A 26,291-nucleotide genomic window follows, 5' to 3' on the forward strand; every position below is an offset into this window, starting at 1 on the left:
GACTGGGAGGTCAATTGAAAACAAGGGAAAATCTACTGCCCTGCCCCTTCTCAGAATAAACTTCTAATGCACCACCATGCAAATTCATAATATTTTTTGAAAGACTTAGCCCAATTCCCGAGCCCCCTTTCCTGGTGGAATAAAATGGAATGAAAATTTTATCCAGTTTATCTTTTTCAATTCCTTTTCCATTATCTGCGACTTCCAGTATTGTATTTTCACCTGATTTGGCTACTGAAAGTTTAATTTTTGGATTTTCCTCCCTTTCCAATGCATGAATCCCATTTGTAATCAGATTGATTAGTATCTGTTCAATTAGTTTAAAATCCGCTGAAATTTTTTCTAATGGAAACTTTAAATCTATTTCCAGGTTCACCCCCTTATTTTTCAACTCTGCCTGCATTAACCTGCCAACACTTTCAAACAGAGTTTTCACCAAAACTTCCTCTTTAACCGGAGCAGGAATTTTGGTCAACTTCCGATAATCATCCACAAAGTCCAGCATCCCATCACTCCTTTTCTGAATAGTTTTTAAAGAAAACCTTAAATCTTCAATGATTTCCTTATTTATTTCTGCAGTTGGTTTTTGAACTCCATCTTTATCTTCCAAAAGCATCAGCATCGTTTCTGTAAGTGAAGAAACCGGGGTAAGGGAATTCATAATTTCGTGAGTTAGAATCCTGATTAATTTGTTCCAGGCCTCCAGTTCTTTTCGCTCGAGTTCCGTTTTAATATCTTTAAAAGTAATTAATTCATACTCGTCTCCTATTATATTTAAGGGCACTACATTTACTGCAAACTGCTTTATATTTTCATTCACCACTATTTCAATCAACTTGCTTCCCCCAGCGAATATAGACTCTACTTCTTTTCCAAATTTGGGCGATTTATTTTTAAAATGACTCCAATTCTTTAAGTTAGGAACCTTAAGCAACTTTTCAGCAGCATCATTCATCAATACTATTTCCGATCCGTTTTTGATGGAAATGAGCCCAATATCAATATTCTTCACGATCACTTCCAAAAACTGAAACTGTGCCTCTCTTTCAATTTTAACCTGAGTATAAGATTTAATTATTTCCGTAAATGCTTCATTAAGCGCTGAAAATGATCGTCCAAGCTTTTTATTGGTGAAATTTACAGTAAAATCAGCATGGTGAATGGCAGATAAAAACTTTGAAAGCTCTTTGTTCGTCCTGGTCACAAAATTGATCAGTTCAATTACTTGTATGACAATGAGAACCGAAAGAATAATTTGATTGAAAAACAGTTCTGGTTTACCAAAAATGATGGCCAGGCCAATCATGGTGACCTGCAGGAAAAAAACCCTTAATACGATCAATCCAGTAAACCTGTTTTTAAACATGGGATTATGCGCTAATTCTAATGCATTTTAACTAATCTTTTAAAATTAAGTCATATAGCGTTTGATGCAAATTCTGATAAATATTCAATTGGTAAATTTTGCGATTTTCTCTTGTTTGATATACCCTGTTAGATAGAAATACCACCAATAAATCATGTTCCGGGTCTGCCCATGTAAAAGCTCCCGTATAACCTGAGTGTCCAAAACTTTTATCGCTGGCACTCACCCCCACATATCCCCTTTCCTTCGATTCTAATCGTGGTTTATCAAAACCTAACCCTCTTCTTACTCCTTCTTCTTTAAATTGATAGCTGGTAAATTCCTCCAGCACTTTCTGATCTACAAAACGGACACCTCCGTACTCTCCCATATTCATATACATCTGCATGAGCTTTGCCAAATCATTGGTTGTGCCAAACAATCCGGCATTTCCAGCAACTCCCCCAAACATGGCCGCTGCTTCATCATGAACAGTCCCTCTCAATTGAATATGGCGAAAGAATGTATCATTTTCTGTAGGGATTATTTTTGAAATCGGATAATGTTTGTAAGGATTAAAAGTAAGTGTATAAGCTCCTAATGGTTTGTAAAATGTGTTTTTAAGGTAATCTTCGTACTCTTTCCCCGATAAATCACTAATAATTTGTGGATATAAGAGAAAGGAAAGTCCTGAATAAACATATTTTTTCTCCTTTAGTAAACTGGATTTTTTAATCTCTTTATAGATTTTATTATCATAATTTCTATTCAGGTATAAGCCTTCACTCACTTTCAGGGGAAACCTCTTTGAAGAATCCGCTTTTATCGTGAACCACTTATATTTCCCATTTTTCTTCAGGGTATTTTTCCAGTAAACCAAATAGGGCTGTAATTGACCATAATGGGCTAAAACCTCTCTCACTTTAATATTTTCCTTCTCTGTTCCCTTAAAATCCGGCCAATAAGTACTGAATTTTTCATCCAGTTTAAACTTTCCCTCATCATTCAGCTTCATTAATGCAGGAAGCGGGCCTGTAATTTTAGTAACAGAGGCAAAGTCATATAAATCATCCGTGCTTACAGGCACTTTTTTGTCATAAGTTTGAAATCCATAAGCCTTTCTTAGAATAATCTTTTGATCCTTGGCAATTAAAATCTGACAACCGGGGGCTGCCGCAGAATCAATCACCAGTTTTGCGATTGAATCTATTTTATAATTCAAAACTTTTGAATCAATACCTACTTCCTCTGGAATGGCATATTTAAACCTGATTCCTCCGGCTAAATCAAGCCCATCTCCTTTTTTATAATTTGATCCAAGATTATCTTCTAACCTTCCAGAAAAACCCATTCCTCCAAAAATCCCCTGAGCGGCTATTTTTTGTCTGATATCACTGTTTTTAAAAGCAGCTAATAGTACATCAGAATTTTCCTGGTCAGTGTTTTTTAAAATGTTTTGGTCCTCGGTAAAATCTACTACAATTGTCTTATTTCCACTTAAAAAAGATGAAATTTGATTTTGGGAAATAGAAGATGAATGAATCCCAATAATTAGAAGATTATGCTTTTTCAGGTCTTCAATCTGCTTTTCATTTGCCGCACTTTCAAATGAATAATTCCAGGTTTGGGTATAATTGCCCAACATTTGCTGAAAAGGGGTTACTGAAGAAACACCAAAGGAAACCACCCCAATATTAAGGGTATCAAGCCTTTTTAAAGGAAGTAAACCATCCTGATTTTTTAGTAGTGTTATTTGCTGGGCAAATCCAGGTGCTGAAATAAAAAGAAAACTTAAAAGAAAGTATTTGGAGTATTTAATAAATGAAATCATTGAAAAATAAAAAAAGCCCTTAGAAGAGGGCTAAATTAGGACAAAAAATGTAAGCTTTTCAAGATTTCATCAAATCAATTTTTGGATAGAATTTATTTATTCCTTTCTTATGATTTTAGAACTCCCTTATTTTTTAAAGAATTTTTCCGTGGAATTTTCAAAAGTCACATAGTATAATCCACTTTCCAGTTCATTACAAGCCACTTTATTTCCAAGTCCCTCCAATTTCAACTTTCCATAAGCATCCCTGATTTGGTACTTAACTTCTCTTGAAAAGTTTAAAGTAGAAGAAACCCTTTTGGGATAAAATGAAACTTTTTCAATATCTGTAGTATAATCCACCGGTTTTGAGGAATAAGATCTGCCGGAAATTTCAAGGTACTTAATCCTGTAAGTATTTAATCCGGCCAAAGGATTAATGTTATATTGATAAACATTCTCTCCGACTGTTCCTTTGCATTCCAGCACACTTTCAGTTTCCCACTTATTATTGGATAATCGCATAATGAAGTATTTGCCATATACCTTTTCTCCTTTAGCCTTCCATTTCAACTGGTTGTTTTCAGCTTCCACAGAACCAAACTGAAAGTTTTCAGTGGCCTTTATCGCATTTGGGTTAATCACTTTAGGAATACAGCCATCATGATGAATAATTCTAATCCTAATGGCGGTATTTTCCTCCAAATGAGAAAGGTTGATATCGAAGGCTGTAGCCTTTGGAATCATCTCACTTTTTTCTCCATTAATAAATACTTCTTTTACACAAAACTCATTTTCACCAAGTCTCGGGTTTTGAATATATAAGTTGGTACCTCTGTAAATTCCATCCAATACCAATTCACCAGCCTGTATGTTTAAGCTTACACATAATAAACTGAAAAAGAAGAGAAGTTTTGGCATGTTTAATTTTCCTTTATTAGTAAAAAAACAATTGGATTTTTTGCAGATTGGCTAATTGTTTTTGTTTTTTAATCCCTATTATTAAAGGATATTTAATTTGTTGTTTTTTTAAATAAGACAGTTTTTTTCAGAATTAGAATATTTTGTTGTCTTTATTCCCATCTTTAACGTCTCCTTACGTGATATTATTTGAAATATTACCCACTTTTTTATAACATTTTTATGACAATGGCCTCTCTGGCTTACCAATGGGGTATTCTACAGCAAAAGCTCCTCCTTTAATTACTCATGTAAGAAATGACCAGTTTTTCAAAAAATTGCATTTCTTCTCCTTCATTTCACGATTCTCAATCGTCCTAATGTATTTCTGAAAAACCTAATCCATGCTCATTATCAGATAGTTGTACAAAAAACTATATGCTAATATTTTGAGAAATGCCTTTACTTAAAGGTAATTGAGGAGAAGAATTTAAAGCCGTTAATTCATATCTGAAACTGAATTCCCAGTGGTATCTTTCTCTCAAAGAGAGGCTCACCTATTTTAATTTTGAAATTTCAGGTCTGATTTACAGGCAATTTTGAATAAAAAGAGAATATTTAATTTTCACCCATTACTGAGTTAAAAAAAATATGATAGTTTTGTGCTACTATTTTTTAGAATGGGAATAATTTACGAGCACAAATATATTTTTTCAACTCGACTTACCTTATAATAAAATAATAGTAGTTGGATATTAGTCTTATGGTTATAAAAAATTCTGATCGGAAGTGAAAGTTACGGAATACATTAAGTCTGCAAAAGACACACTGTTTTCATTTGAAATTTTACCACCACTTAAAGGGCAAAGTATTAAAGATTTTTTTGATGCGATAGACCCTTTAATGGAATTCAATCCTTCTTTTATCGATGTTACCTATCATAGGGAAGAATATGTATATAAATCGAGAGGAAATGGTCTTTTAGAAAAAATTACTACCAAAAAGAGGCCAGGTACAGTTGGAATTTGTGCCGCTTTAATGAATAAATATAAGGTAGATACCGTACCCCATATCATTTGTGGAGGGTTTAGCAGGGAGGAGACAGAAAATGCCCTTTTCGACCTCAATTTCCTGGGTATAGAAAATGTATTGGTTATCCGCGGTGATTCTATTAAATCAGAAGGAAGATTCGTTCCTGAACCAAATGGAAACGCTTATGCCATTGACCTTTTAGCTCAGGTAGCTGATATGAATAATGGGAAATATCTCGGTGAGGAAATTCAAAATAAAAATACTACCAATTTTTGTATTGGGGTGGCAGGCTATCCTGAAAAACATTTTGAAGCCCCTAACCTGGCTACTGACTTAAAATACCTGAAACAAAAGGTGGATATGGGTGCAGATTATATCGTAACGCAAATGTTTTTCGATAACCAAAAATATATTGAGTTTGTAAATGGTTGCCGGGAAATGGGAATAGATGTTCCGATAATCCCTGGCTTAAAACCCATTACTACCAAAAAACAATTGAGTGTTTTACCAAGTATTTTCCATATCGACATGCCAGAGGAACTCGTAGAGGCTGTTGAAAAATGTAAAGATAATGCACAAGTGAGGCAAGTAGGGGTAGAATGGTGTATTCAACAGTCCAAAGATTTAATCAAATTTGGAGTACCATGTTTGCATTATTACTCTATGGGAAAATCCGGTTCGGTGAAAAAAATCGCTTCAGAGATTTTTTAAATGATTTTATCATTTATTGCACTTCAACTAAATAAGAACCTGAATTTTCGTTTACTTGTTTAGTTGAAGACTTTTATTTTTTAAGAAGAAATTTATCCTGACTAAAATTCTTAAAAGTTAAAACATCACAAGCATATTCATACCAGTTTTTCTTAGGGGCAATATGATACTTGTTTATCCCAAAACTTTATTTATCAGCAATTCATGATTAGGGGGATTTTATTTTTTATAGGCTTCATGTTTTTCCAAATAAGCCTATGGGGCCAAACCGGAAAAATTGAAGGTATAATTACCGATAGCCTACAGCAACCCATTTCCCTGGTAAATATTAGTATAGCGGATTCCAATAAAGGTACTGCCACAAATAAAAATGGTCAGTTTTCCTTAACTGTTCCTGCTGAACAGGATATTATTATTAATGTATCGCATAGCCAGTACCTCCCACAAACCTTTAACCTCAAACTGGAAGAAAATGAAGTTTTTCAATTGAATATTGAATTGAAGCTCTCTACGGTTTATTTAAAGGAACTGGAAATTGGAGATGATGAAAACTATCAGATCAGGCAGGAAGCTGGTGCATTAGAATTAGACCCTAAAGATTTAAAAGCCATTCCCACTCCATTTCTGGATTTCAATCAGGCCATTATTTCCAGTGGGGCATTAGGGGTGGTTGGCAATAATGAATTGTCTTCATCCTATTCGGTGAGAGGTGGTAATTTTGATGAAAACCTGGTGTATGTGAATAATATTCAGGTTTACAGGCCATTTTTGGTTAAGGCAGGGCAGCAGGAAGGTCTAAGTTTTGTAAATCCTGATATGGTCAGTGGTGTTAGTTTTTCTTCAGGTGGTTGGCAATCCAAATATGGAGACAAATTATCCTCAGTTTTAAATGTGACTTACCGCGAACCTACACGAACTTCTGCCACTTTAGTAGCAGGTTTACTGGGAGGAAGTTTTTATCTGGAAGGTGCCTCTAAAAATAAAAAGGTGAAATACCTGGCGGGGGTCAGACACAAATCATCTAAATACCTTTTAAATTCACTGGAAACTCAGGGGCAGTACCTGCCTAAATTTACAGATGCCCAGAGCTATGTCCATATTGACCTTAGCGGGAAGGGAAAAGCAAAAGAAACCACTACTTTGGGTATTCTCGGCTCAATTGCTTCTAATAGATACGAGTTATTACCAGAATCCCGAACCACTAATTTTGGAACTTTTAATCAATCCTTCAGGCTGAATGTATTATTTGTAGGGTCAGAACAATTGAATTATGATACTTTTCAAGGAGGTATAAAACTAAGCCATAAATTCAATTCCAAATTCACTTCTCACTTCATTACCTCTGCCATGACTACAAGGGAAAGAGAGTATTCGAATGTAGAAGGTGGTTATGAGCTGTGTGATGTCAACACCAATTTCAATTCCGATAACTTCAATGAATGTGCTATTGTAAGAGGTTTTGGTTCTGAATTTACCTATTCCAGAAATGCCCTTGAAGCTCAAATTTATTCGGCAGAGCTAAGAAATGAATATCAGTGGAACCCTCTGACTAAAATTGAATTTGGCTTGAGGTATGACAGACAAATCATATCAGATAAATTACATGAATATACCTTTCTGGATTCAGCAGATTTTGTAAGGGATATCCGATTAAGAGTTGGGCAAAATGATTTAGTAACCAACATTATAAGTGGTTATGCACAAGCGAGCCATCTCATTGGGGAGATTCATTCTCTTACTTATGGGGCTAGATTTAATTACAGAGACTTTAATGATGAATTATTGATAAGTCCCAGAATTCAATATGCTTTGCATCCAAACTGGCGAAAAAACATGGTATTCAGAGCTGCCCTCGGGCTATACCAACAACCTCCATTTTATAGAGAAATGAGAGATTTTAACGGTAATTTAAATCCTGACCTGAAAGCCCAAAGCTCCCTTCATGCAATAACCGGACTGGATTATGATTTCACTGCCTGGGACAGACCATTTAAGTTTATTACAGAGGTTTACTACAAAAAATTATGGAATGTTGTGCCTTATGATATTGATAATGTAAGGCTTCGCTATTATGCAAAAAATAATGCTGAAGCCTACGTTTATGGTGCAGATTTCAGGGTAAGTGGAGAGTTTATTCCCCACACCGAATCCTGGTTTAGTCTGGGTTATTTAAAAGCTTTTGAAGATGTGGAAGGAGACGGCAGAGGAGAAATCAGAAGGCCATCTGACCAAAGATTAACCTTTACATTTTTCTTTCAGGATCATTTGCCCAAAGATCCTTCATTAAGAGTTTATATCAGGACTTTAATTGGATCCGGACTTCCTTATGGTCCCCCTGAATCCCCTGAATACAGACAGGCATTTCGTTCGGGTTCTGAATATGTAAGATCAGACATTGGCTTTTCCAAAATATTTACCTTCAAGCAACCAGAAGGGAAAAGATCGGTAGAATCACTTTGGTTTGGAATAGAAGTACTGAACTTGTTTGGTGTAGAAAACCATATTTCCTACAACTGGGTACCCGATTTTTCAGGTAACTTATTTGCCGTTCCCAACAGCCTTTCCCAAAGGTTTTTTAATGCCAGAATTGTATTAAAATACTAAAAACTAATGTCCAGATAATTCCTTTTATCCATCCCACCCACTCCCTTTTAATTCACGCTCACTGCCATTCAATTTTTTCCTTCTTCTCCACACATCATTTTTGATAAAAATGAAATGTTTCCGGCTAAACATTTAAGTTACTAAGCGGAAAATTTTATGAACATTTCATGAAATTATTTTCCTGAATATCAGGCAAAATTAATTTTGAAATACAACTGATAGCCCGTATTATTATGGAAACCCTAGCACCTCGCAAAGCAATGAATGCTACAAAAGAACACCCCTGGCATAGCCAGACAGTCCAGGAACTTGCACAGTCGCTCAATAGTGATATTGAAAAAGGAATCTCATCTGATGAAATTCCAGAAAGGCAAAAAATGTATGGCACAAACGAATTAACTGCCAAACAGACCGACTCCGTATGGAAATTAATCTGGCAACAATTCAACCAGCCACTTATTTATATTTTGGTTATCGCTTCAGTGATCACATTTTTCTTTAAAGAATATGTGGATAGTGCGGTCATCATGGCCATTGTAATTGTAAATGCGGTAATTGGTTTTATCCAGGAATCTAAAGCACAAAAAGCCCTTGAAGCCCTTTCAAACACGATGCAAACCTATGCCATGGTGATTAGAGATGGGAAAAGGAAGGAAATACCAGCCAAAGAAATTGTGGTAGGAGATCTTGTTTTTGTACAATCCGGTGATAAAGTTCCTGCAGACATCAGGCTGGTAAGTGTGAAGGAGATGCAGGTTGCGGAATCTGCCCTGACAGGTGAATCTGTTCCTGTAAGTAAGTCTTTGGAGGTACTGGAAAATGATACAGTTTTAGGAGACCGGTTAAATATGGCATTTGCTTCCACTTATGTCACTTTCGGACAGGGAATGGGACTGGTTACCGCTGTAGGTGATCAAACTGAGGTCGGTCATATCAGTGGTTTAATTTCCAATGTAGAAAGTGCAGAAACACCGCTTAACCAAAAAATTAATCAACTGAGTAAGTATATTGTGTATGTAATTCTGGCAATGTCGGTACTTACTTTTGCTCTTGGTATTTACCGTGGTCAGGATCCAATTGAAGTATTTATGTCGGTTGTTGCTCTGGCCGTAGGTGCCATTCCCGAAGGACTTCCGGCTGCCATCACCACTATATTAGCCATTGGGGTTTCCAGAATGGCTAAAAGGCATGCCATTACCAGGAAATTACCGGTGGTGGAAACACTTGGAAGTGCCACAGTAATCTGTTCGGACAAAACCGGAACATTAACCGAAAATCAGATGACAGTAAAAGAAGTTTTTGCGGGAAGTCAGATGTTTGAAGTAAGTGGTACCGGATATTCTCCTGAGGGGGAAATTAAACAAAATGACCAGGTTATTGACAAAGAAAATTACCCGGCTCTAAAAGATTTGCTGGTAGCAGGTTTACTGTGCAATACCAGTGAAATCAGCAGGGAGGAAAATCAGTATTTGGTAAAAGGGGATCCCACTGAAGGAGCCTTAATTGTGGCTGCCCAAAAGGCAGGTTTATCAAGAAGTAATCTCCTGAAAATATTCCATCAGCTGGATAACATTCCTTTTGAATCAGAAAGGCAATATATGGCTACGCTATTTAAACTGGAAGGCCAACAGAAAAACACTGTATATCTAAAAGGATCGGTGGAGAAAATACTGGAAAAATGTTCCCATTTCCAAAATGATAAAGGAGAAATTGTTCCTCTGCCTGGTGTGGAAGAAATCCATAAAAAAGTGGAATTAATGGCCAGTGAGGGTTTACGGGTTTTGGCTTTTGCCAAAAAAGAAATCGATTCGAAAAAGGTAACTGAACAGGACCTTGAAAATGATAACGTTTTTATTGGTTTACAAGCTATGATTGACCCTCCCAGACAGGAAGCCATAAAAGCGGTGGCAGACTGTAAAAAAGCAGGAATTCAGGTAAAAATGATCACTGGTGATCATGGATTAACAGCAGTAGCCATTGCCAAACAACTGGGTATTGAATTAGGAGCTGGCAAAAAGAATTATACGGGAAAAGAACTGGCCAGACTTTCGGAAAAGGAATTTCAGGAAGCAGCGATTAACACCAATGTATTCGCCAGAGTAAGTCCTGAGCAAAAACTGAGGCTGGTAGAGGCTTTACAAAAAAACAATGAAGTAGTAGCCATGACTGGTGATGGGGTAAATGATGCTCCAGCCCTGAAACAGGCTGCCATTGGTATTGCCATGGGTATCACCGGAACTGAAGTATCAAAAGAAGCTGCAGATATGGTCCTTACGGATGATAATTTCCGGTCAATCAGGGATGCCGTGGAAGAAGGAAGAGGAGTTTTTGATAATATCATGAAGTTCATCGTCTGGACTTTACCCACCAATATGGGAGAAGGATTAATTATCCTGATTGCCGCTCTTTTTGGAATAGCCCTTCCAATTACCCCATTGCAAATCCTATGGATTAATATGACCACTGCCGGCTTTTTGGGTTTAATGTTGGCCTTTGAACCCAAAGAACCGGGAATTATGAGTAGAAAACCCAGAAAACCCGGCCAATCTATTTTTGGAAAAGATGTGGTTGTAAAATTAATTCTGGTGAGTCTTGCCCTGGTTGTAGCCTCATTTGGCTTTTTCCAATATGAATTGGCTATGGGAACCTCAGTGGAGGTTGCAAGAACAATAGCCGTTACCACCTTCGTAGTGCTGGAAGGTTTTTACCTGCTCAACTGTCGCTCACTTAGTTTACCAATGCACAAAATTGGCTTTTTCAGCAATTTATGGGTGTGGTTTGGCTTTGTACTGATGTTCGTTTTCCAGGCTTTCTTTATTTATAATTCGTGGATGAATGAAATTTTTGGAAGTGCACCTATCACTTTGGCCATGTGGGGAAAAATTATGGTGGCCGGCCTCATTACTTATATCATTATTGAAATCGAAAAAGCCATTCATCTCAAAATGTTGAAAAAAGTAGATGGCTAAATGCCATGATATAAAACAAAGAGGTCAATTCTAAACCAATTTAGAATTGACCTCTTTCAATTTTCTTACAGAATTTTTATTTACTGTTGAGTTCCCAGTTATACTCATAAAATCCCAATTCAAAACTCTCCGGAATCTTGGTCTTTCTATAATCATTAATGAAAGTAAGGATATCACCATGACTTTCTTCAAACTCTTTTTTATACCATGAGAAAATTTTAGACAATTGTACTTTTTCCTCTTTGGAACTCACCCTAGTAAACTCTGAGTCATTTACCGCCTTCTTTACTCTCTCTTCTAATTGATCAGTCAGTTTTTCAGGATTGTATGCATAACTGGCAAGTTTGGGACAACCTTTGGCCGCACAGGCAATAGAAAAATGAATTCTGGGATCTTTAAATGGAATCACGAGCTTCTTAAATTCCAATTGATTCAATGTTAGTTTTTCCCCGGCTACCAAATGCTTATTTCCGGTAAAAAACCCGTTCTGATTCATAGGCGACTGGATAGGATAAAGTTGTACTACCTGGTGAATTACTATAATATTATAGGCATTGATATAAAAGGCCTTCCCCTCCTCTCCCTTCGTTTCTGTAAGGCTAATTTTACCAATTTGGGCATACAATGCATTAATTTCTTCTGGATTTTTTTTAATTGCGGCATAGTTCACTTTCCCTTCTTTCACCCACTTTTTCATAAAATCATCTACTTCTGTAATAAACAGGCTTAAATTTTCTGTAGGGTTTGAAAACGAAAATGGGGTAACTGAAAAGAAAAGAATTAAGAAAATGGAAATTTTGTAAAATTTAAACATAGCTGAGCTTTAGGTTAGGTTAATTATTTGACAGTTTGAAAACTCAAAACCATGTACTTAAATTCCTGAATGACTTCCAATTTCTCCTATTAAATGTTAATGGAGTATGATGCAAGAAAATTGAAAGCTAACCTTTTTGTAATCTCAGTAGGCCAAACCCTCTATAAAATAGGCAAAAACCTCCTTATCTTTATCTGCAATTTCATTAAAACTCAATTCTACAACCCTTTTTACCTTAAGTGCTCCTTCTTTTTCCCTTAAGGAATCCACATACTTCAAATACCCTTTCATTCTCTCCTGATAATTATCCACTCCAAAATTCCCCCATTCTTTCATTTCTTTTAATACGGGCAGTGCTTCATGAATTTGCTCATCATACAAATAACCCAATGCCAGTTTGGTATTGATCCATCTGTAGGTAGAATCCATAGCTTTCCCCTCCAATGCCAGCTCGATCCCTTTTTCCATATCTCCATCCAAAATATAATAATAGGAAAGCGAATTATAATTGTTGGCGGCCTTTCGGGAAATGAAACTTCTATTTCCTGATAAACCAATGTATTTTCTATCGTTTAAAATTTCTTTGTAAAGTCTGGACACAAGTTCAAAGGCCTGAATCTTTTCCTTAATTTTTCTATCACTAAATTTCTGCCGGAGATATTGGGTAAGAAAAAGTTTTTTATAGGAAGTCTCCACCTGGAATAATTTTTCAAAATTGATTTCCTCCCCCAATTCCAGCTGAATATCGGCAATATTGGTTTGTATATAAACATTTCCAAAGCCCAATTCTAATAATCTGGTAAACAGAGCCTTTGAGCGTTCAAGGTTTTCTACCTTTTCTTTTTTTTCAAATGAATTCTCCCCTTCTTTCAGGTAATAATTGGCATATAAATTTAAAACGGTAGAATCTTCCGATTCAATGATATTATCATAGTCGCTGATTATCCCAAACCTTACCCTGTCTACTTCAGCCATTTTAAGTGTATCTGCCTGGTGTTTTTTCAACCAGTCTTCAATGGTAAGTCTTAGGTTATAGCTTTCCTCCTCGCCTTCCGCATGCATTCCTTTTTTAATAAAGGTAGAATCATCTGCACTCCAAATTTTTAAAATACCATCTTCAGAAACGGTATAAAGTTTTTCATTGGTCTTTGAAAAAAGAATATGCCTGAGTTTGGTTTGATGCGCCTTAAGTACAGCCTGTTCATTTCCTTTTTTATCCCAAAGGGTAATTAATCCTTCCAAACTTGTTCTTAAAATATATTTCCCTGAGGGAGAAAGTGTTATCAAGTCAGTAGTCCCCTCCTGATCTTCCAGATCTACCTCCCCAATCATTTCCCCATTTAGCCCCCAGGTAGCTGCAGTACCCGATTTCTGATAAGTCAAAATAGTTTTTTTGTCCTCTGATAATAGAATAGAATCCACTCCTCCCTCCAACTGGGAATAAGTGATTAATTCCCTGAAAAAACTGGCATCATTTGTTGCTTCCTCCAGACTCACCCGCTTGTCTTCATTTTGAATGACGATAAGGTTGGAAGAATGGGTAAATCGTACGGATTTTACATGATGTTTCCTTTTTAGAATGATAATTTTATTGTCCTTCACTTCCCAAATCAACAAGTCATTATTATCCAAAAGGGTCAACAATTTAGTACTGTCACTTGAGAATTCTGCAAACCGGATTCTATGACTTAACTCCCTGATTTCCTGCGGATTTTGCGGGTTTTCAAAATCCCAAAACCGAACCGATTTGTCTCTGGCGTAGGTTAAAAGAAAGTGTTCTCCCGGGGAAATTAAAGCTCCGGCTAAAGGTGATTGCCTGTTATAATGATTAAAAGTGCCTACCCAATCCCAACTTTCCTTTCCTTTGCTATATACTCTGGAAACAATTCTTTCGAATTGGGTGAAAATTTTCTCCCCATCCTCATAAACTATAAAATCCTGAATAGAATCTGCCTTAATGGTCTGACTTAAATCAATATCCTCCGCCAATGGATTGATGGCAAATAGCTGTTTATGTTGATCCCTCACATACAAATTACCAAATGCAGCCCTTGCCTCCAGGATGGGATACTCAAATTGAATAACAGGATTTGTTTCCAGCAAATCCCCATTGATATTTCGGAGAATTACAGAATTGCCAGTAAAAGTAACAAGTATAGAATCTGTCCCCTGATCGAGAAAAAACATCTCTTCTGGTGCTTTTTCCAGCTTTATGGTCTGTTCACTTAAGGAATTGGAAATATCTCTGAAAACAGGAAGCAATTTATTCAATGATTTTTTACTGATATAAGAATAAGCCTCCTTGGCAATACTCAACGCACGGATAGGATCGTGCTCTGTATTCAAAATTTGTTCTGAAGCATACACATAATTCAAAGCTGTTTTTTCCCTAGACTCCTGAAAGTAGTAAGCCATGATCATTGGAGGAATTAAAAGTGCGATAATTGCTGCCACAATAAGCGCATTTCTCCTCAATCTCAGGTAGTGTGAACAGGTTTTCAGATAATCTTTTTGGAGCTTTGTGGCGGTGGGAATTTTCTTTTCCTGAATGGACTTCTTCATCCACATGTCAAATTGCCTAAACTCAGCTTTTTTCAACAATAAATCCTTATCCGCCTGATTGAAAAGAAAATTGTGCACTTTTTTCCCGCCTTTTTCCCTCCATGCAGCTGCTTTTTGTTGCAGGCGGGTATGCTCCCTCACGTATTCTCTGTCTATGTTGAGGGTGTGCATTAAGGTACTAAATGCAATGTCAAATTTGTGCCTTTTAAAATCTATCCATTGCACTTCTTTTAAAGCATCCGGAAGATCCTCAGGTTTCACATCTTCAATGAGCACAGTAATAAACCGCTTGTTATTTTCAGCAGCATAGGTTACTTCCTCTACACAAAATTCCGAAGCCAGAGAATCCGGAGAAATCACAAACAGGAAATTATCGGAAATAGCAATGCCGTTTTTTATTTCCTCCTCAAAATTGCTGGCCGAAGCAATACTTTCCTGATCGAACCAGGTGGTTTTCCTGAAACTCTGAAGCTTTAAGTTGAGTTTTCTGGCAAAATCAGCATCTTTCTGGGAATAGGAAATAAAAACTTCAGAAGTTAAAATACCTATTTTGGAAATACTGCTGCTAATAAACCTTTCGTGAAGTCCGGTTGGCTTATGGATTCCCCTTCGGTTGCCAGCTTCCAGCCATTCCTGGGATTGAATCAGGTTGTTTCCCCTCAACAAAAAGCTATCACTCTCTCCCATCCGGCTCCACCTCAGTCCCTGCACAAGCAACTGTTTGTGTTTATGGTGATATTCAAAATCCTGCTCTATCTGATTGAGCAATTCATCTATATCCTTATCAAAATCGCTTTTTTCATTTTTAGCAATTTTTACTTTATCAGGATCATTATCCCTAAGATTTATCGATTTCAGTTTTTTGATTTCCTCGGGAATTTTATCGGAGGGCACATCTTCCAGAATAATGGGAATCACCCTTTTATTCAAAGAAACAGCATACCTCAATTCATCAAGACAAGTAGGTTCTTCAACAGATTTGGAAGAGATGACAAATAAAAGATTATCTGAATGCTCAATGCCTTCCTGTACCGCCTCTCTAAAATCCACTCCGCCTTTCACATCCTGACTGTCCATCCAGGTGGTAATGCCATTTTTCATCAATGCATGATTAATCGCATTAGCCATTTCTTCCTCCTCCGTGGCATATGCAATGAAAACATCAGTCATCATGTTTTCGGCATTCTTCCTGGCCTCACAGATATACTGGCAATGAATTGGAGAAAATGGATTTGGAAGATCTTTCAAACGATTACTATCCAAAAGCTTTTGAGCCTGAATTCTCTCCTGGGCAAAAAGCAGGTATGCAGGTCGTTGGTTATTTTTATCCCATTCAAGCGCCTTTAATAGCAAATGGGTATGGATGGCATTGTAAAAATCATTCTCCACAATTTTGTTTTTTAGGGTTTCCATACCCAAATCAAAATCGTCTATACTTTCCCATTGGTCTATTGGTAGCCCTGGGTCTTCTTTTTCCTTAATGGGTAAAAAATTAATTTCCCCAATTACAGGATTCAACTTTTCCAGTTCTCTTTCAATATGAAGAATGGGAATAATGCGCTTATTATATGCGATAGCCAAGTCAATCTCCTTCTTACAATATTCTGAATTGATGGCATGTGGGGAAATGATAAAAATAAAATTTTTGGAAGAAGCAATACCCTTGTCAATTCTATCCTGCCAATCGGTGGCTACATCAATATCCTCCAAATCGAGCCAGACTTCCAGGTTTTCTCCCTCCAGATACGATTTTACCCGCTGAGCAAAATGCTTGCTTTCTTTCCTCCCGTAGGAAATAAAAGCATCATAAATGGTGGTAGAAACAGAAGCTTCCATGTTGAAGAATAACTAAGGATCTGGTTAGTAAAAAAATCGAGTCTGTATATCTGTTCAAAAAATACCCTGGCAAGTTAGTAAAAATTGAGATAATGCCTACAGTGCTAAAACAAATGTACATTCAATATAGATCAAAATGCATCCTGTTAATTCAGGATGTTTTATTATTCATACCCCAAAAAACCTGTATTTGGTTCAATATTCTTATTAATAAAAGTAAATAGCGCATTTTAGAGCATGCATGAGCTAAAATCCTTTCTGTTCATAGAAAGTTTCCAATCCACTCATTGAAAATATCTGTCCACTGGTTGAAAAAAATTCCTTCCAAAAGCAAAAAATTAAACATTTGGATTTAGATATGAATCAGGTACTAAGTTTCAATTCTTGAATTTTTCCTATCCCCCGAAAAAAATTTAAAAAGAAAGAGTACAAAATTCATTTGCCTGGCTTCCCTGGTTAAAGATTATTTAACCGGGGGGTTAGGTAAAAATTTTGGATTAGACTGTACCAGCTAAACAGTGAACCGAAATGCTGGAACACACTAACGATTTTAAAAGGGGAAAAAGCATAAGCATCTGAAACTGGATAGCTTACTGTTTCTCCTCCCCAAATCTTTAGTTGTTGCGTATAACTCTAAAATTTTTCAAATCATGATCAGATATTTATTAATCACCATAGGGCTTCTCTATGGGTTAGGGGCCTATTTGCCTGTTTTTTCACAGGAAAATACGAATGCCAGTGAAATTATAGTCAATAAGGACTATATGAGTAAATCCATCAGGGCTATGCTCGAAGACCTTAAAAAATCATACAATTTCCAATTAGATTACGATCCCAAGTTACCCATTCTTACCAGTAAAATTTCCACCAAGTTTTTTCGAAACAAGTCATTGGAAGAAACGATGGAGATGCTCTTATCAGGCACTGACCTTCATTTTAAAATAGTTGATGAGAAAGTAATCATCAGGGAAGAAAATGAAAAGATTATTACCAAATTCGATTTTATACCAACTCAGTTCAATTTCAATTTAAGTGGGCTGGTGAAAGCTGATGAAAGTGGGGAATCTCTCCCGTTTGCCACTGTGGTAATTAAATCTACAGGAAAGGGAAGCACCACCAACCTGGACGGTTTTTTCACACTTTTCAATGTGCCTTCGGATACTTCTACCCTGTTGATCAGTTACCTGGGATATCAAACACAGGAATTAAAACTTACTCCGGAATTGATGAAGTCAGAATTGTCCATTTCACTGAATTCTATTGTCAATGAACTCAATGAGGTGGTTGTATCTGCGGTGGGAGAAGAAAATATGATGAAAGCTTCAGAAAACATCAGCCAGGTTTCAATTTCCCCGGCTCAAATTGCAGCCTTGCCCAGTCTGGGTGAAAAGGACATTTTTCGGTCCCTGCAATTATTACCCGGAGTGAGTGGTACCAATGAAACTTCTTCCGGACTGTACGTAAGAGGAGGGACACCCGATCAAAACCTGGTTTTGTTCGATGGGTTTACGGTTTACCATGTAGATCATTTTTATGGCTTTTTCAGTGCCTTCAATGCCAATGCGATCAAAGATGTGCAATTGTACAAGGGAGGATTTGAATCCAAATTTGGCGGTAGAACTTCCAGTGTAGTGGAACTGACCGGAAAGCAGGGAAACGCCAGACAGGTGAGTGGAAACCTTGGTTTAAGTTCCCTCAGTGCCAATGCCTCCCTGGAAGTTCCATTAGGCAAAAAGGCCACTTTTCTACTGGCTGGAAGAAGATCTTACACCGATATTATTCAGAGTGGTTTGTACAACGATGTTTTTGCACTCTTCAATGAAACCGGCAATAACCAGCAACAACAGGCCCAGATTCCACAAGGGCCTGGTGGTGGCGGTGGAGGAAGATTTGGAGGCCGAAACTTCCAGCAAAATACTACTGAGCCATCTTTCTATTTTTACGACCTCAATACCAAATTAACCCTCAAACCAACCAACAAGGATATCATTTCCTTCTCCTTTTACAATGGCCAGGATAAATTGGACAATTCCAGGGAAACCGAAAATACATTTAGCAGAAATGATGAAGACCGGACAATTTATAATAACACCATTGATAAACTGGACTGGGGAAACTGGGGATCAAGTGCCAAATGGGGAAGACAATGGTCTCCAAGATTTTATTCCAATGTGGTAGTGGCTTATTCCAATTATTTCAGTAATCGGAATCGAATAACAGATATTGAAACCGTTATTGAGGATTCCGTCACCCGAAGGAGTTCAGGCACCATAGAAGATAATGATTTGAAAGATTACACCATCAGGCTGGATAATGAGTATTTATTGAATGAAAACAATAAGATAGAATTCGGTGCTCAATTAACTAATAATGCCATTGATTACAAATACACTTTAAACGATTCCCTAAATGTTTTGGACCGTGCTGACCAAGGCAATGTGGGCGCATTGTACCTCCAGGATACCTGGGACATCACCCAGAAATTACAACTTAAAGCCGGACTCAGGGCTTCTTATTACGATATTACCGAAGAATTCTATTTGGAACCCAGAGCCTCTATGCAATACAAACTTTCGGACAAAATTAAACTGAAAGCAGCATGGGGCAAATACTATCAATTTGTAAACCGGATTATCAGAGAGGATGTCTCTCAGGGAAGTCGGGATTTCTGGCTTTTAGCCAATGATGAAACCAATCCTGTGAGTTCAGCCATGCATTATATTGCCGGGGTAAGTTACGAAACGAACAATTTCCTTTTCGATGTGGAAATCTTCCAAAAGGATATGACAGGACTTTCTGAGTTCACCCTAAGGTTTGCAGGCCCCCGACAGGCAGAGGCTTATGAACAACTTTTCTATGAAGGCACTGGCATAGCCCGTGGTGCAGAATTTTTAATCCAGAAAAAAGTTGGGAATTACACCGGCTGGATAGGTTATACCCTCAGTGAGGTAGTACATGAGTTCCCGGAATTGAGCCAAAATCCATTCTATGCCCTGCACGACCAAAGGCATGAGGGAAAAATCGTCAATAGCCTGAAATTAGGCAAATGGACATTATCAGGCAATTGGGTGTATGGTACAGGAAAGCCCTATACAGCACCCTATGGGGAATACGAATTGACTTTACTGGATGGCACCTCCAATAACTTTGTAAGTGTGGGTAGCAAAAATGCTTTCCGGCTACCGGATTATCATCGGCTTGATTTAAGTATGTCAGTTGATCTTCACCTAAGTCAGCGCACCAAATTAAATACAGGCATTTCAATGTTTAATGTGTACAACCGAAAAAACATCTGGTATAAAGAATTTGAAGTATCCGAAGATGAAGTGATCACAACCGATGTCACCCTGATTGGTATCACCCCTACCCTATTTCTAAACCTGAGTTTCTAAGAAAATTTACGATTTTAATCATGAAAATATATACAACAATTTTAATGAGCATGATTGGCTTGTCTATCTTCAGTTGTGAAGATGTGCCGGTATTTAATGAAGACCAGCAAACACCTGTTGTGGAAGCTTTTTTATACACAGGAGAACAAGTTGACGATGTCAAACTCACAGAATTAATTCCATTTGGAAATGATGAGGAAGATATTCCCCCAATTAATGATGCTCAAGTCAGCCTTATTTATGCTGAGTCATCCTATCAGCTTGAACCCTCTCCAGGTGATTCAGGTTATTACCATTACCCTGGAGATGACCTGGTCATCAAACCGGGTGAAACTTATAACCTGGAAGTATTGGCCAATGGCGTGGCCATCCATGCAGAAACAGTGGTGCCGGAAGCACCTTCCGGAGTAGTTATTTCCCAGGATACCATTGAAATTCCTCCCATTTACTCCTTTGAAGATTTGAGAAATATCCGGGAAACCTTTCAGGAAACCATTGACATCAGTTGGGAAAATGATACTGGGGAATATTATTATGTTTTGATAGAAAACATGGAAGAAAATCCCCAATCCATTGATGTGAATGAAACCCTCCCTTTTAGGTTTTCATTTGTTTCAAGACCAACCACCGATGATTTTTTTTCCTTAAGGATATTTGCCCACTATACTCAATATGGCTTGCACCGGGCCAGAATATTTAAAGTAAATCAGGAATATGCGGATTTATATGAAAGCTCCGAACAGGATTCCCGAAACCTGAATGAACCCTTGTCCAATGTCAACAATGGGCTGGGCATATTCACCGCATTTACCAGCACCGATATCTATTTTGAGGTAAAACAGCCTTAGTAAATTAAAAATCAAGAAGAGGTTTTAGCAGGGTTTTCGCAGAAACCCTGCGTTTTCAAAGTTGCCCCTACTCTAACAAAAACTTCAATTCCTCACAAGTCTTGCTGGGTACAAATTCTATAATCTGGTAATCCGCCAAATCATTACTTTTAAAAGGATCCTGGTCCAGAATTTCCACTAATGTTGCTTTATCCGATACTTTACTCAGAATGATTCCACCATCTCTTGGAACCTTTCTTCCCGAAGCCAGGAAATTTCCACTTTCAAATTGCTTATTCAAGTAAGTGATATGATCTTCTAAATACTGATCAACTTTTTCTAAAGGTACTTTATAAGTCAGGTTAATAATGAACATTATTTTTTAATGGTTAATTAAGATTATTTAATCTCGAAAGGGATTCAGGTCTGATTCCAATAATCCGTCTGGACCTTTTCCTAATATATTTTTCTACTCTCCCAGCCACCTCTCCATCATTACATCGCCTCTTTCATATTCACTTTTGAAATCTTTTACATGTTTGAAACCCAGGCTTTCGTAGAGTTTAAGAGCCGGTGTTAGACCCGAATTTGAGATCAGCACTATTTTCTTCGCCCCCATTTCCTCTGCTTTTTTCAAAATAGCCAGCCCCAGATACTTTCCCACTTTTTTGCCTCTGGCACTTTCCATTACACCCATTTTTCCCAATTCAAAAATGCCTTCCCCTACTTTTATCAGGGCACATGTACCTACAACTTCTCCACCCAATTGGGCAAAAAGAATGGAACCTCCTTTATCAATAATTGCCTCTTTTGGATGGTCGAGCAATTCAAAATCCGGACCTTCCAACTTGAAATAAGTAGTAATCCAGGCTTCGTTTATGGCTTTAAAGTTGGGATTATATTTAGGGTTATACTCTATTATTTTGATTTCATCAGACATAAAAACCGGTGTTTTTCACCATACATCAATTTAATAACTTTCACTAAATTAGTGCATTTTCCTAATCCATAAAACAATCAGTTTTCGGCAAAAAAACCATATCAGATAATGAAGTTGTTTAAGATAAAACCGTTCGGCTGCGATTGGTACATACCAAAATAAATCCTTCCCAAAATTAAATTATCAAAACCTTTTCATTAATTTAAAGATTGATTTGAGTATCTGAGCTATTTCCGATTTAGGAACCTGATGTCAGGCATCTTTATTGGGGCCAATTGTTTCTTGATGGTTCATGAAATTTCCTTTCAAAAATGTATTTAGATCCATATATCCACCAAAAAAATGGTGGCATTGGTTGGGTTATGTCATCACATTTTTGGTATTGGTTGTGTACCTGGGAGGAAAATTTACAGAAAACCTTATTGGTGACCGGCTTATGGAAGTGGCCAAAAATTCATCAAAAGGGATTTATACCATTGGTTACCGTAAGGCCACTTTCAATATCTTCAGTGGGGAACTGGATCTGCACCACTTCGAATTTAAAATTGATTCAACAGATCAGGAAGCACTTAAAAAACTTCCCATCACCAATAAGAATCTGTATCAATTCAAATGCCCCCATTTTTATTTAGACATAGAAAACCTTTATCTGATTTACTTCACAAAAAAACTGAAGGTAAACGGAATTTTTATAGAGAATCCACATGTAGAACTGATCAATTATCCAACTTATGACAAGCCCTCAACACTCTCCAAAGAAACTGGTAATTTATACTATCTCATTTCAGATTACCTAAAACTTTTTAAGGTAGCCAATCTGAAGGTTAAAGAAGCTTCCTTTAAATATGAAGAATATGGCCAGGACAAAATCACCGAAATTAACCTGAACAGCCTGACTTTTGGGATTCAGAACCTGTTGCTGGATTCTGCTGCAGACAAAGACAAAACCAAGTTTTTCTATACAGAAGACTTTGAGTTTTCTGCAAGGGATCAGAAATTCATTTTGCCTGATAGCCTTCACATGCTAAGTTTTGACCAGATACTGATTTCCACGGATGAATCCCGAATTTTATTCAAAAATTTCAAACTAAAAAGAATCCCGGATTTAGATATTCCGGACTCTGCCATTGCTCATCTCAATCATTACGATATAGAACTTCCTGAATTCGATCTGGAAGGAGTTGATTTTAAAAAAGCATACAATGAAAACCATCTTGATATTGCTTCAATCATACTTTCAGCACCCAATATTTGGATAAACAACAGGAATAATGAATTGATAAAATCAGATAAAATTAACCATTTGGATAATGAAAATAAGGGGAACTCCATTGCTGAAATTCTCACTCATTTCTTCTCTGGAGTTTCGGTGGATACTTTTAATATTAAAGATGGAAGGTTAGACCTAAACCTTGCCGACAAAACAAGATATTTCGCCAAAAATATCAATCTCCATCTGGATAATTTCCATTTAGATACCACATTGCTGAACCAGGGGCGGTTTTTCCCTCATTATGAGGATATGTCATTTTCAATAGAGAATTATGAAATTGATTTGCCTGATAGTATTCATTCTCTAAAAGTAGATCATTTTGGTTTTTCCACTAAAAAATCTACCTTATTTGCTAAAAACATCAGTTTTAATACCAACTACTCTCAAAAACATCTGAATTACCTGAAGAGTATGGGTAAGGATGATCTGTATTCAATTGACATTCCCGAATTAAATATTAATGGATACAATATTGAAAATATGTTTTTGAACAGGGAATTTGCAGTAGAACAGATTAAACTTTCTCACCCTAAGGTTCATATTTTTTCACACCCTGATTTAAAAAAATCGAATTCTCCCAAAACTCAAATTGATTTCAACAATCTTTATCCCCTGGTTTCCAAATTTGCCACAAGCATATCGATAAACGAGTTTATAATCGATAGTGCCAATATCGAATACACACAGACCCAACATAAAACTAAAGGATTATTATTTGTGGAAAACTTTAGTTTTATGGCCCGAAAATTTAATCTGGATAGGGAAGCTCACCAAAGGAAAAGTATCTTTTATGCTGAGGATATTGGGTTCCAGATAAATGGAATAAACCTGAATATGCCCCAAAAAGGACATGTAATTCAAGCCGATCAAATCACCTTTTCAAGCCTGGATGAAATTATTAACCTGAAAGATTTTTCCCTAAAACCACTATCCGGAAGTTCATCAAATCAGGCAGAAAAATATACCATAAACACCACCGAATTGAAACTGAAAGGGATGGATTTGAAAGCACTCATTTATAACAAACGCTTTGAGTTCGATACCATCCAGTTCATGGATGCAAACATAAAAATTGTGCAGGAGGAACACTTTGATGATACAAAAGACGAAACCATACGGGAGGAAGGTTCGAAATCCATAGGGGATTTTGCCAAAAATATAAGTGTTAACGATCTGGCCTTCAGAAACATTAATTTTAGTTTCTTAAAACAAAAAAGGGAAATAATCGGGTTCAAAAATGCAGACCTGGAAATTCTAAATTATCAGGTAGATTCTTTAAAACTCAGGAAAAACGATTTTGTAGCAAAATACGATGACTTGTTTTATCAGCTTAGTGACTTCCGGTTTAACCTGCCCGATAGCATTCACATACTCCAAGTGGATTATTTGGATGCCTCAGTAAAAAAAGGCACAAGCAGAATACTAAACCTTAAACTTTTCCCAAAAACCACTCAGGTTCCTGATTCAGCCAACATTTTTAAAGTTACTATTCCGGAAATTATTTCCACAGGTTCGGTGGCCTACCACAACTATTTTAACAAAAAACATGATTATGGAAACCTCACTATTAAAAACCCCAAAATTGACCTGTTAATTAATCAGCAGGGCAAAAACAAAGAATTAACCAGGGAAGAAAAGCGGGAAAAACTCAATAAAATACCTGAGGGGATTCTCCAGGCGCTCAGGCTGGATACCATGTATATAGAAGCATTCAATCTGGAAAATGCAAACATCCATCTAAACCTAAGAAAAAAGGGGAAGGAAACACATGTTAGAATTCAGGATTATGATTTTTCTCTTTTTGGTTTTGAGCTCAATAAAGCCTCCTCTCTGGAAAATGACAAAAGATTTTTGTTCTCCAGACAAGCCAAATCAGAGGCAAGGGGTTTTTCTGTTAAAACACCAAAAGGAGATAGTTTAAATATTGCCGGGATTTTTATTGATACCGATAATATAACCTACGACCTAAGGGATATATATTTTACAGATAACTTTCACCAAGAATTGGTTTATCCCACTAATCCGGAAAATATAGAAGTAAAAATACCCCATTTTTCTGCCAGCGGATTGCGTTTATACCAATTTGTCCTGGATCAAAAAATTGACCTCAATGAATTGATTATTACTGAACCGGAAATTAATTATGCGAAAGCAGATCATTCAAAGGTGGCAAAAAGTACCAGCTCTATTGCAAAGCATGAAAATAAGGGCTTCGTTTATCCATTCAATCCTGAGAAAATAGCCTTCCTTGGAGTAGAGAATTTACAAATAAAGAATGGAAAAGCTAAGTACAATACAATTTCAGATTCAAGCCAATCCCCACTAAATATTGGAAGATTTAACCTGGATGCTGAAAATTTCAAAATTTCTCCAGACATAAGATTAACAAAAGAAAATCCACTTTTTTCCAGAGCAGTTGAATTTAAAATAGAAGATTTTGATATGCTGCTCGCAAAAAACACCCAAAACCTTTCTATTCAGAATTTGGGGTTTTCCACTGCAACTGGCCAAATATTTCTGGATGACATTGCCCTTGACTATACCATCAATATTAATTCTCTTACCGTAAAGGACTCCAGAATTGCTTATCAGGAATTACCGGCAAAAGGTGAACAGGAAGGAGAATTCAGATTAACTGATTTGAATGCTACCATTAACAACATTACCAATGATGATTCCATCCTAACCATGCAACCTTTTATGAGCCTCAATGCTTCCACTAAAATAATGGGGAAAAGTAACTTAAATGCCAATTTTATATTCGATCTGAAAGACCCTAAAGGGAAATTCAGTTTTAATGCTTCTATGGGGCAGCTGGATTACACAATCCTTAATGAATTTATTGTGCCCGTTTTTTCTGCTCATATTAATAGCGGAATGATGAATGAAATGGAACTCTGGGCTGAAGCTGATGATAAATTTGCAGCGGGGGAAATGGCCATGTATTATGAAGATCTGAATGTGGCTTTTTTAAATGCCAAAAACCCTCATAAAACCGGAATAGTAAATTCATTGGGATCTATTATAGCCAATTCTCTGGTGAAAACCCATCACAGAGAAGTACCATTTGCTAAAGCAAAATATATCTATTTCGAAAGGAATAAATACAAATCACTTTTTAATTATTGGATTAAAATTGCGGTGAGTGGGGTTACCAGTAATATTGGCCTGGGAAACCATAAAAAGAAAATTAAGAAAATTGAAGATAGTGAGCTAAAAAGGAAGCTCCACATTACCCACCCGGTACAGGGTAAATAAAAACCTGCAAACAATTAA

The 26,291-nt window shown here is 36.8% G+C and carries 13 protein-coding genes; 6 read left to right on the forward strand and 7 right to left on the reverse strand.

Annotation, left to right across the window (positions count from 1 at the left end):
• Window positions 1-10: 10 nt before the first annotated feature.
• From A3EM_RS0101700 to A3EM_RS0101710, 3 genes are all read right to left on the reverse strand, one after another.
• Window positions 11-1,366: a sensor histidine kinase gene (locus A3EM_RS0101700; protein ID WP_020526429.1), complete on the reverse strand. Its 1,356-nt coding sequence runs from the start codon at window positions 1,364-1,366 to the stop codon at window positions 11-13.
• A 31-nt stretch (window positions 1,367-1,397) separates the two neighbouring features.
• The gene (locus A3EM_RS41220) at window positions 1,398-3,176 is read right to left on the reverse strand and encodes a serine hydrolase domain-containing protein (RefSeq protein WP_020526430.1); all 1,779 of its coding nucleotides are present in this window, start codon (window positions 3,174-3,176) and stop codon (window positions 1,398-1,400) included.
• Window positions 3,177-3,302: 126 nt separating this feature from the next.
• A complete protein-coding gene (locus A3EM_RS0101710) occupies window positions 3,303-4,076 on the reverse strand; it encodes a hypothetical protein (RefSeq protein WP_020526431.1) in 774 nt (257 codons plus the stop codon).
• 768 nt (window positions 4,077-4,844) lie between these two features.
• On the opposite strand from A3EM_RS0101710, the gene metF reads away from it, so the two are divergent.
• From metF to A3EM_RS0101730, 3 genes are all read left to right on the forward strand, one after another.
• A complete protein-coding gene (gene metF, locus A3EM_RS0101715; protein ID WP_020526432.1) occupies window positions 4,845-5,798 on the forward strand; it encodes a methylenetetrahydrofolate reductase [NAD(P)H] in 954 nt (317 codons plus the stop codon).
• A gap of 237 nt (window positions 5,799-6,035) precedes the next feature.
• Window positions 6,036-8,402: a TonB-dependent receptor gene (locus A3EM_RS0101720; RefSeq protein WP_020526433.1), complete on the forward strand. Its 2,367-nt coding sequence runs from the start codon at window positions 6,036-6,038 to the stop codon at window positions 8,400-8,402.
• Window positions 8,403-8,635: 233 nt separating this feature from the next.
• Entirely contained in the window at window positions 8,636-11,371 is a 2,736-nt protein-coding gene (locus A3EM_RS0101730) for a cation-translocating P-type ATPase (RefSeq protein ID WP_020526435.1), read from the forward strand.
• Between the two features lie 76 nt (window positions 11,372-11,447).
• On the opposite strand, the gene A3EM_RS0101735 is transcribed toward A3EM_RS0101730, so the two are convergent.
• Together A3EM_RS0101735 and A3EM_RS45400 are read right to left on the reverse strand one after the other, a co-directional pair.
• Entirely contained in the window at window positions 11,448-12,185 is a 738-nt protein-coding gene (locus tag A3EM_RS0101735) for a DUF547 domain-containing protein (RefSeq protein WP_020526436.1), read from the reverse strand.
• Between the two features lie 144 nt (window positions 12,186-12,329).
• Window positions 12,330-16,583 carry a toll/interleukin-1 receptor domain-containing protein gene (locus A3EM_RS45400; RefSeq protein WP_020526437.1) on the reverse strand — a complete coding sequence of 1,418 codons (4,254 nt, stop codon included), beginning with the start codon at window positions 16,581-16,583 and terminating at the stop codon, window positions 12,330-12,332.
• A gap of 650 nt (window positions 16,584-17,233) precedes the next feature.
• Here A3EM_RS45400 and A3EM_RS0101750 point away from each other — a divergent pair.
• On the forward strand, window positions 17,234-19,975 hold the full coding sequence (locus A3EM_RS0101750; RefSeq protein ID WP_020526438.1) for a TonB-dependent receptor domain-containing protein: 2,742 nt from the start codon (window positions 17,234-17,236) through the stop codon (window positions 19,973-19,975).
• Window positions 19,976-19,995: 20 nt separating this feature from the next.
• Window positions 19,996-20,823 (forward strand): DUF4249 domain-containing protein, encoded by an 828-nt coding sequence (locus A3EM_RS0101755; RefSeq protein WP_083925151.1) that lies wholly within the window; start codon window positions 19,996-19,998, stop codon window positions 20,821-20,823.
• A 67-nt stretch (window positions 20,824-20,890) separates the two neighbouring features.
• On the opposite strand, the gene A3EM_RS0101760 is transcribed toward A3EM_RS0101755, so the two are convergent.
• Together A3EM_RS0101760 and A3EM_RS0101765 are read right to left on the reverse strand one after the other, a co-directional pair.
• On the reverse strand, window positions 20,891-21,178 hold the full coding sequence (locus tag A3EM_RS0101760) for a YciI family protein (RefSeq protein WP_020526440.1): 288 nt from the start codon (window positions 21,176-21,178) through the stop codon (window positions 20,891-20,893).
• A gap of 93 nt (window positions 21,179-21,271) precedes the next feature.
• A complete protein-coding gene (locus tag A3EM_RS0101765; RefSeq protein ID WP_020526441.1) occupies window positions 21,272-21,742 on the reverse strand; it encodes a GNAT family N-acetyltransferase in 471 nt (156 codons plus the stop codon).
• Window positions 21,743-22,034: 292 nt separating this feature from the next.
• On the opposite strand from A3EM_RS0101765, the gene A3EM_RS0101770 reads away from it, so the two are divergent.
• Window positions 22,035-26,273, forward strand: a complete 4,239-nt coding sequence (locus tag A3EM_RS0101770) for an AsmA family protein (protein WP_020526442.1) — start codon at window positions 22,035-22,037, stop codon at window positions 26,271-26,273.
• Window positions 26,274-26,291 lie beyond the last annotated feature (18 nt).

Origin of the sequence: Flexithrix dorotheae DSM 6795 (genome assembly GCF_000379765.1) — a bacterium.
Classification (GTDB): Bacteria; Bacteroidota; Bacteroidia; order Cytophagales; family Flammeovirgaceae; genus Flexithrix; species Flexithrix dorotheae.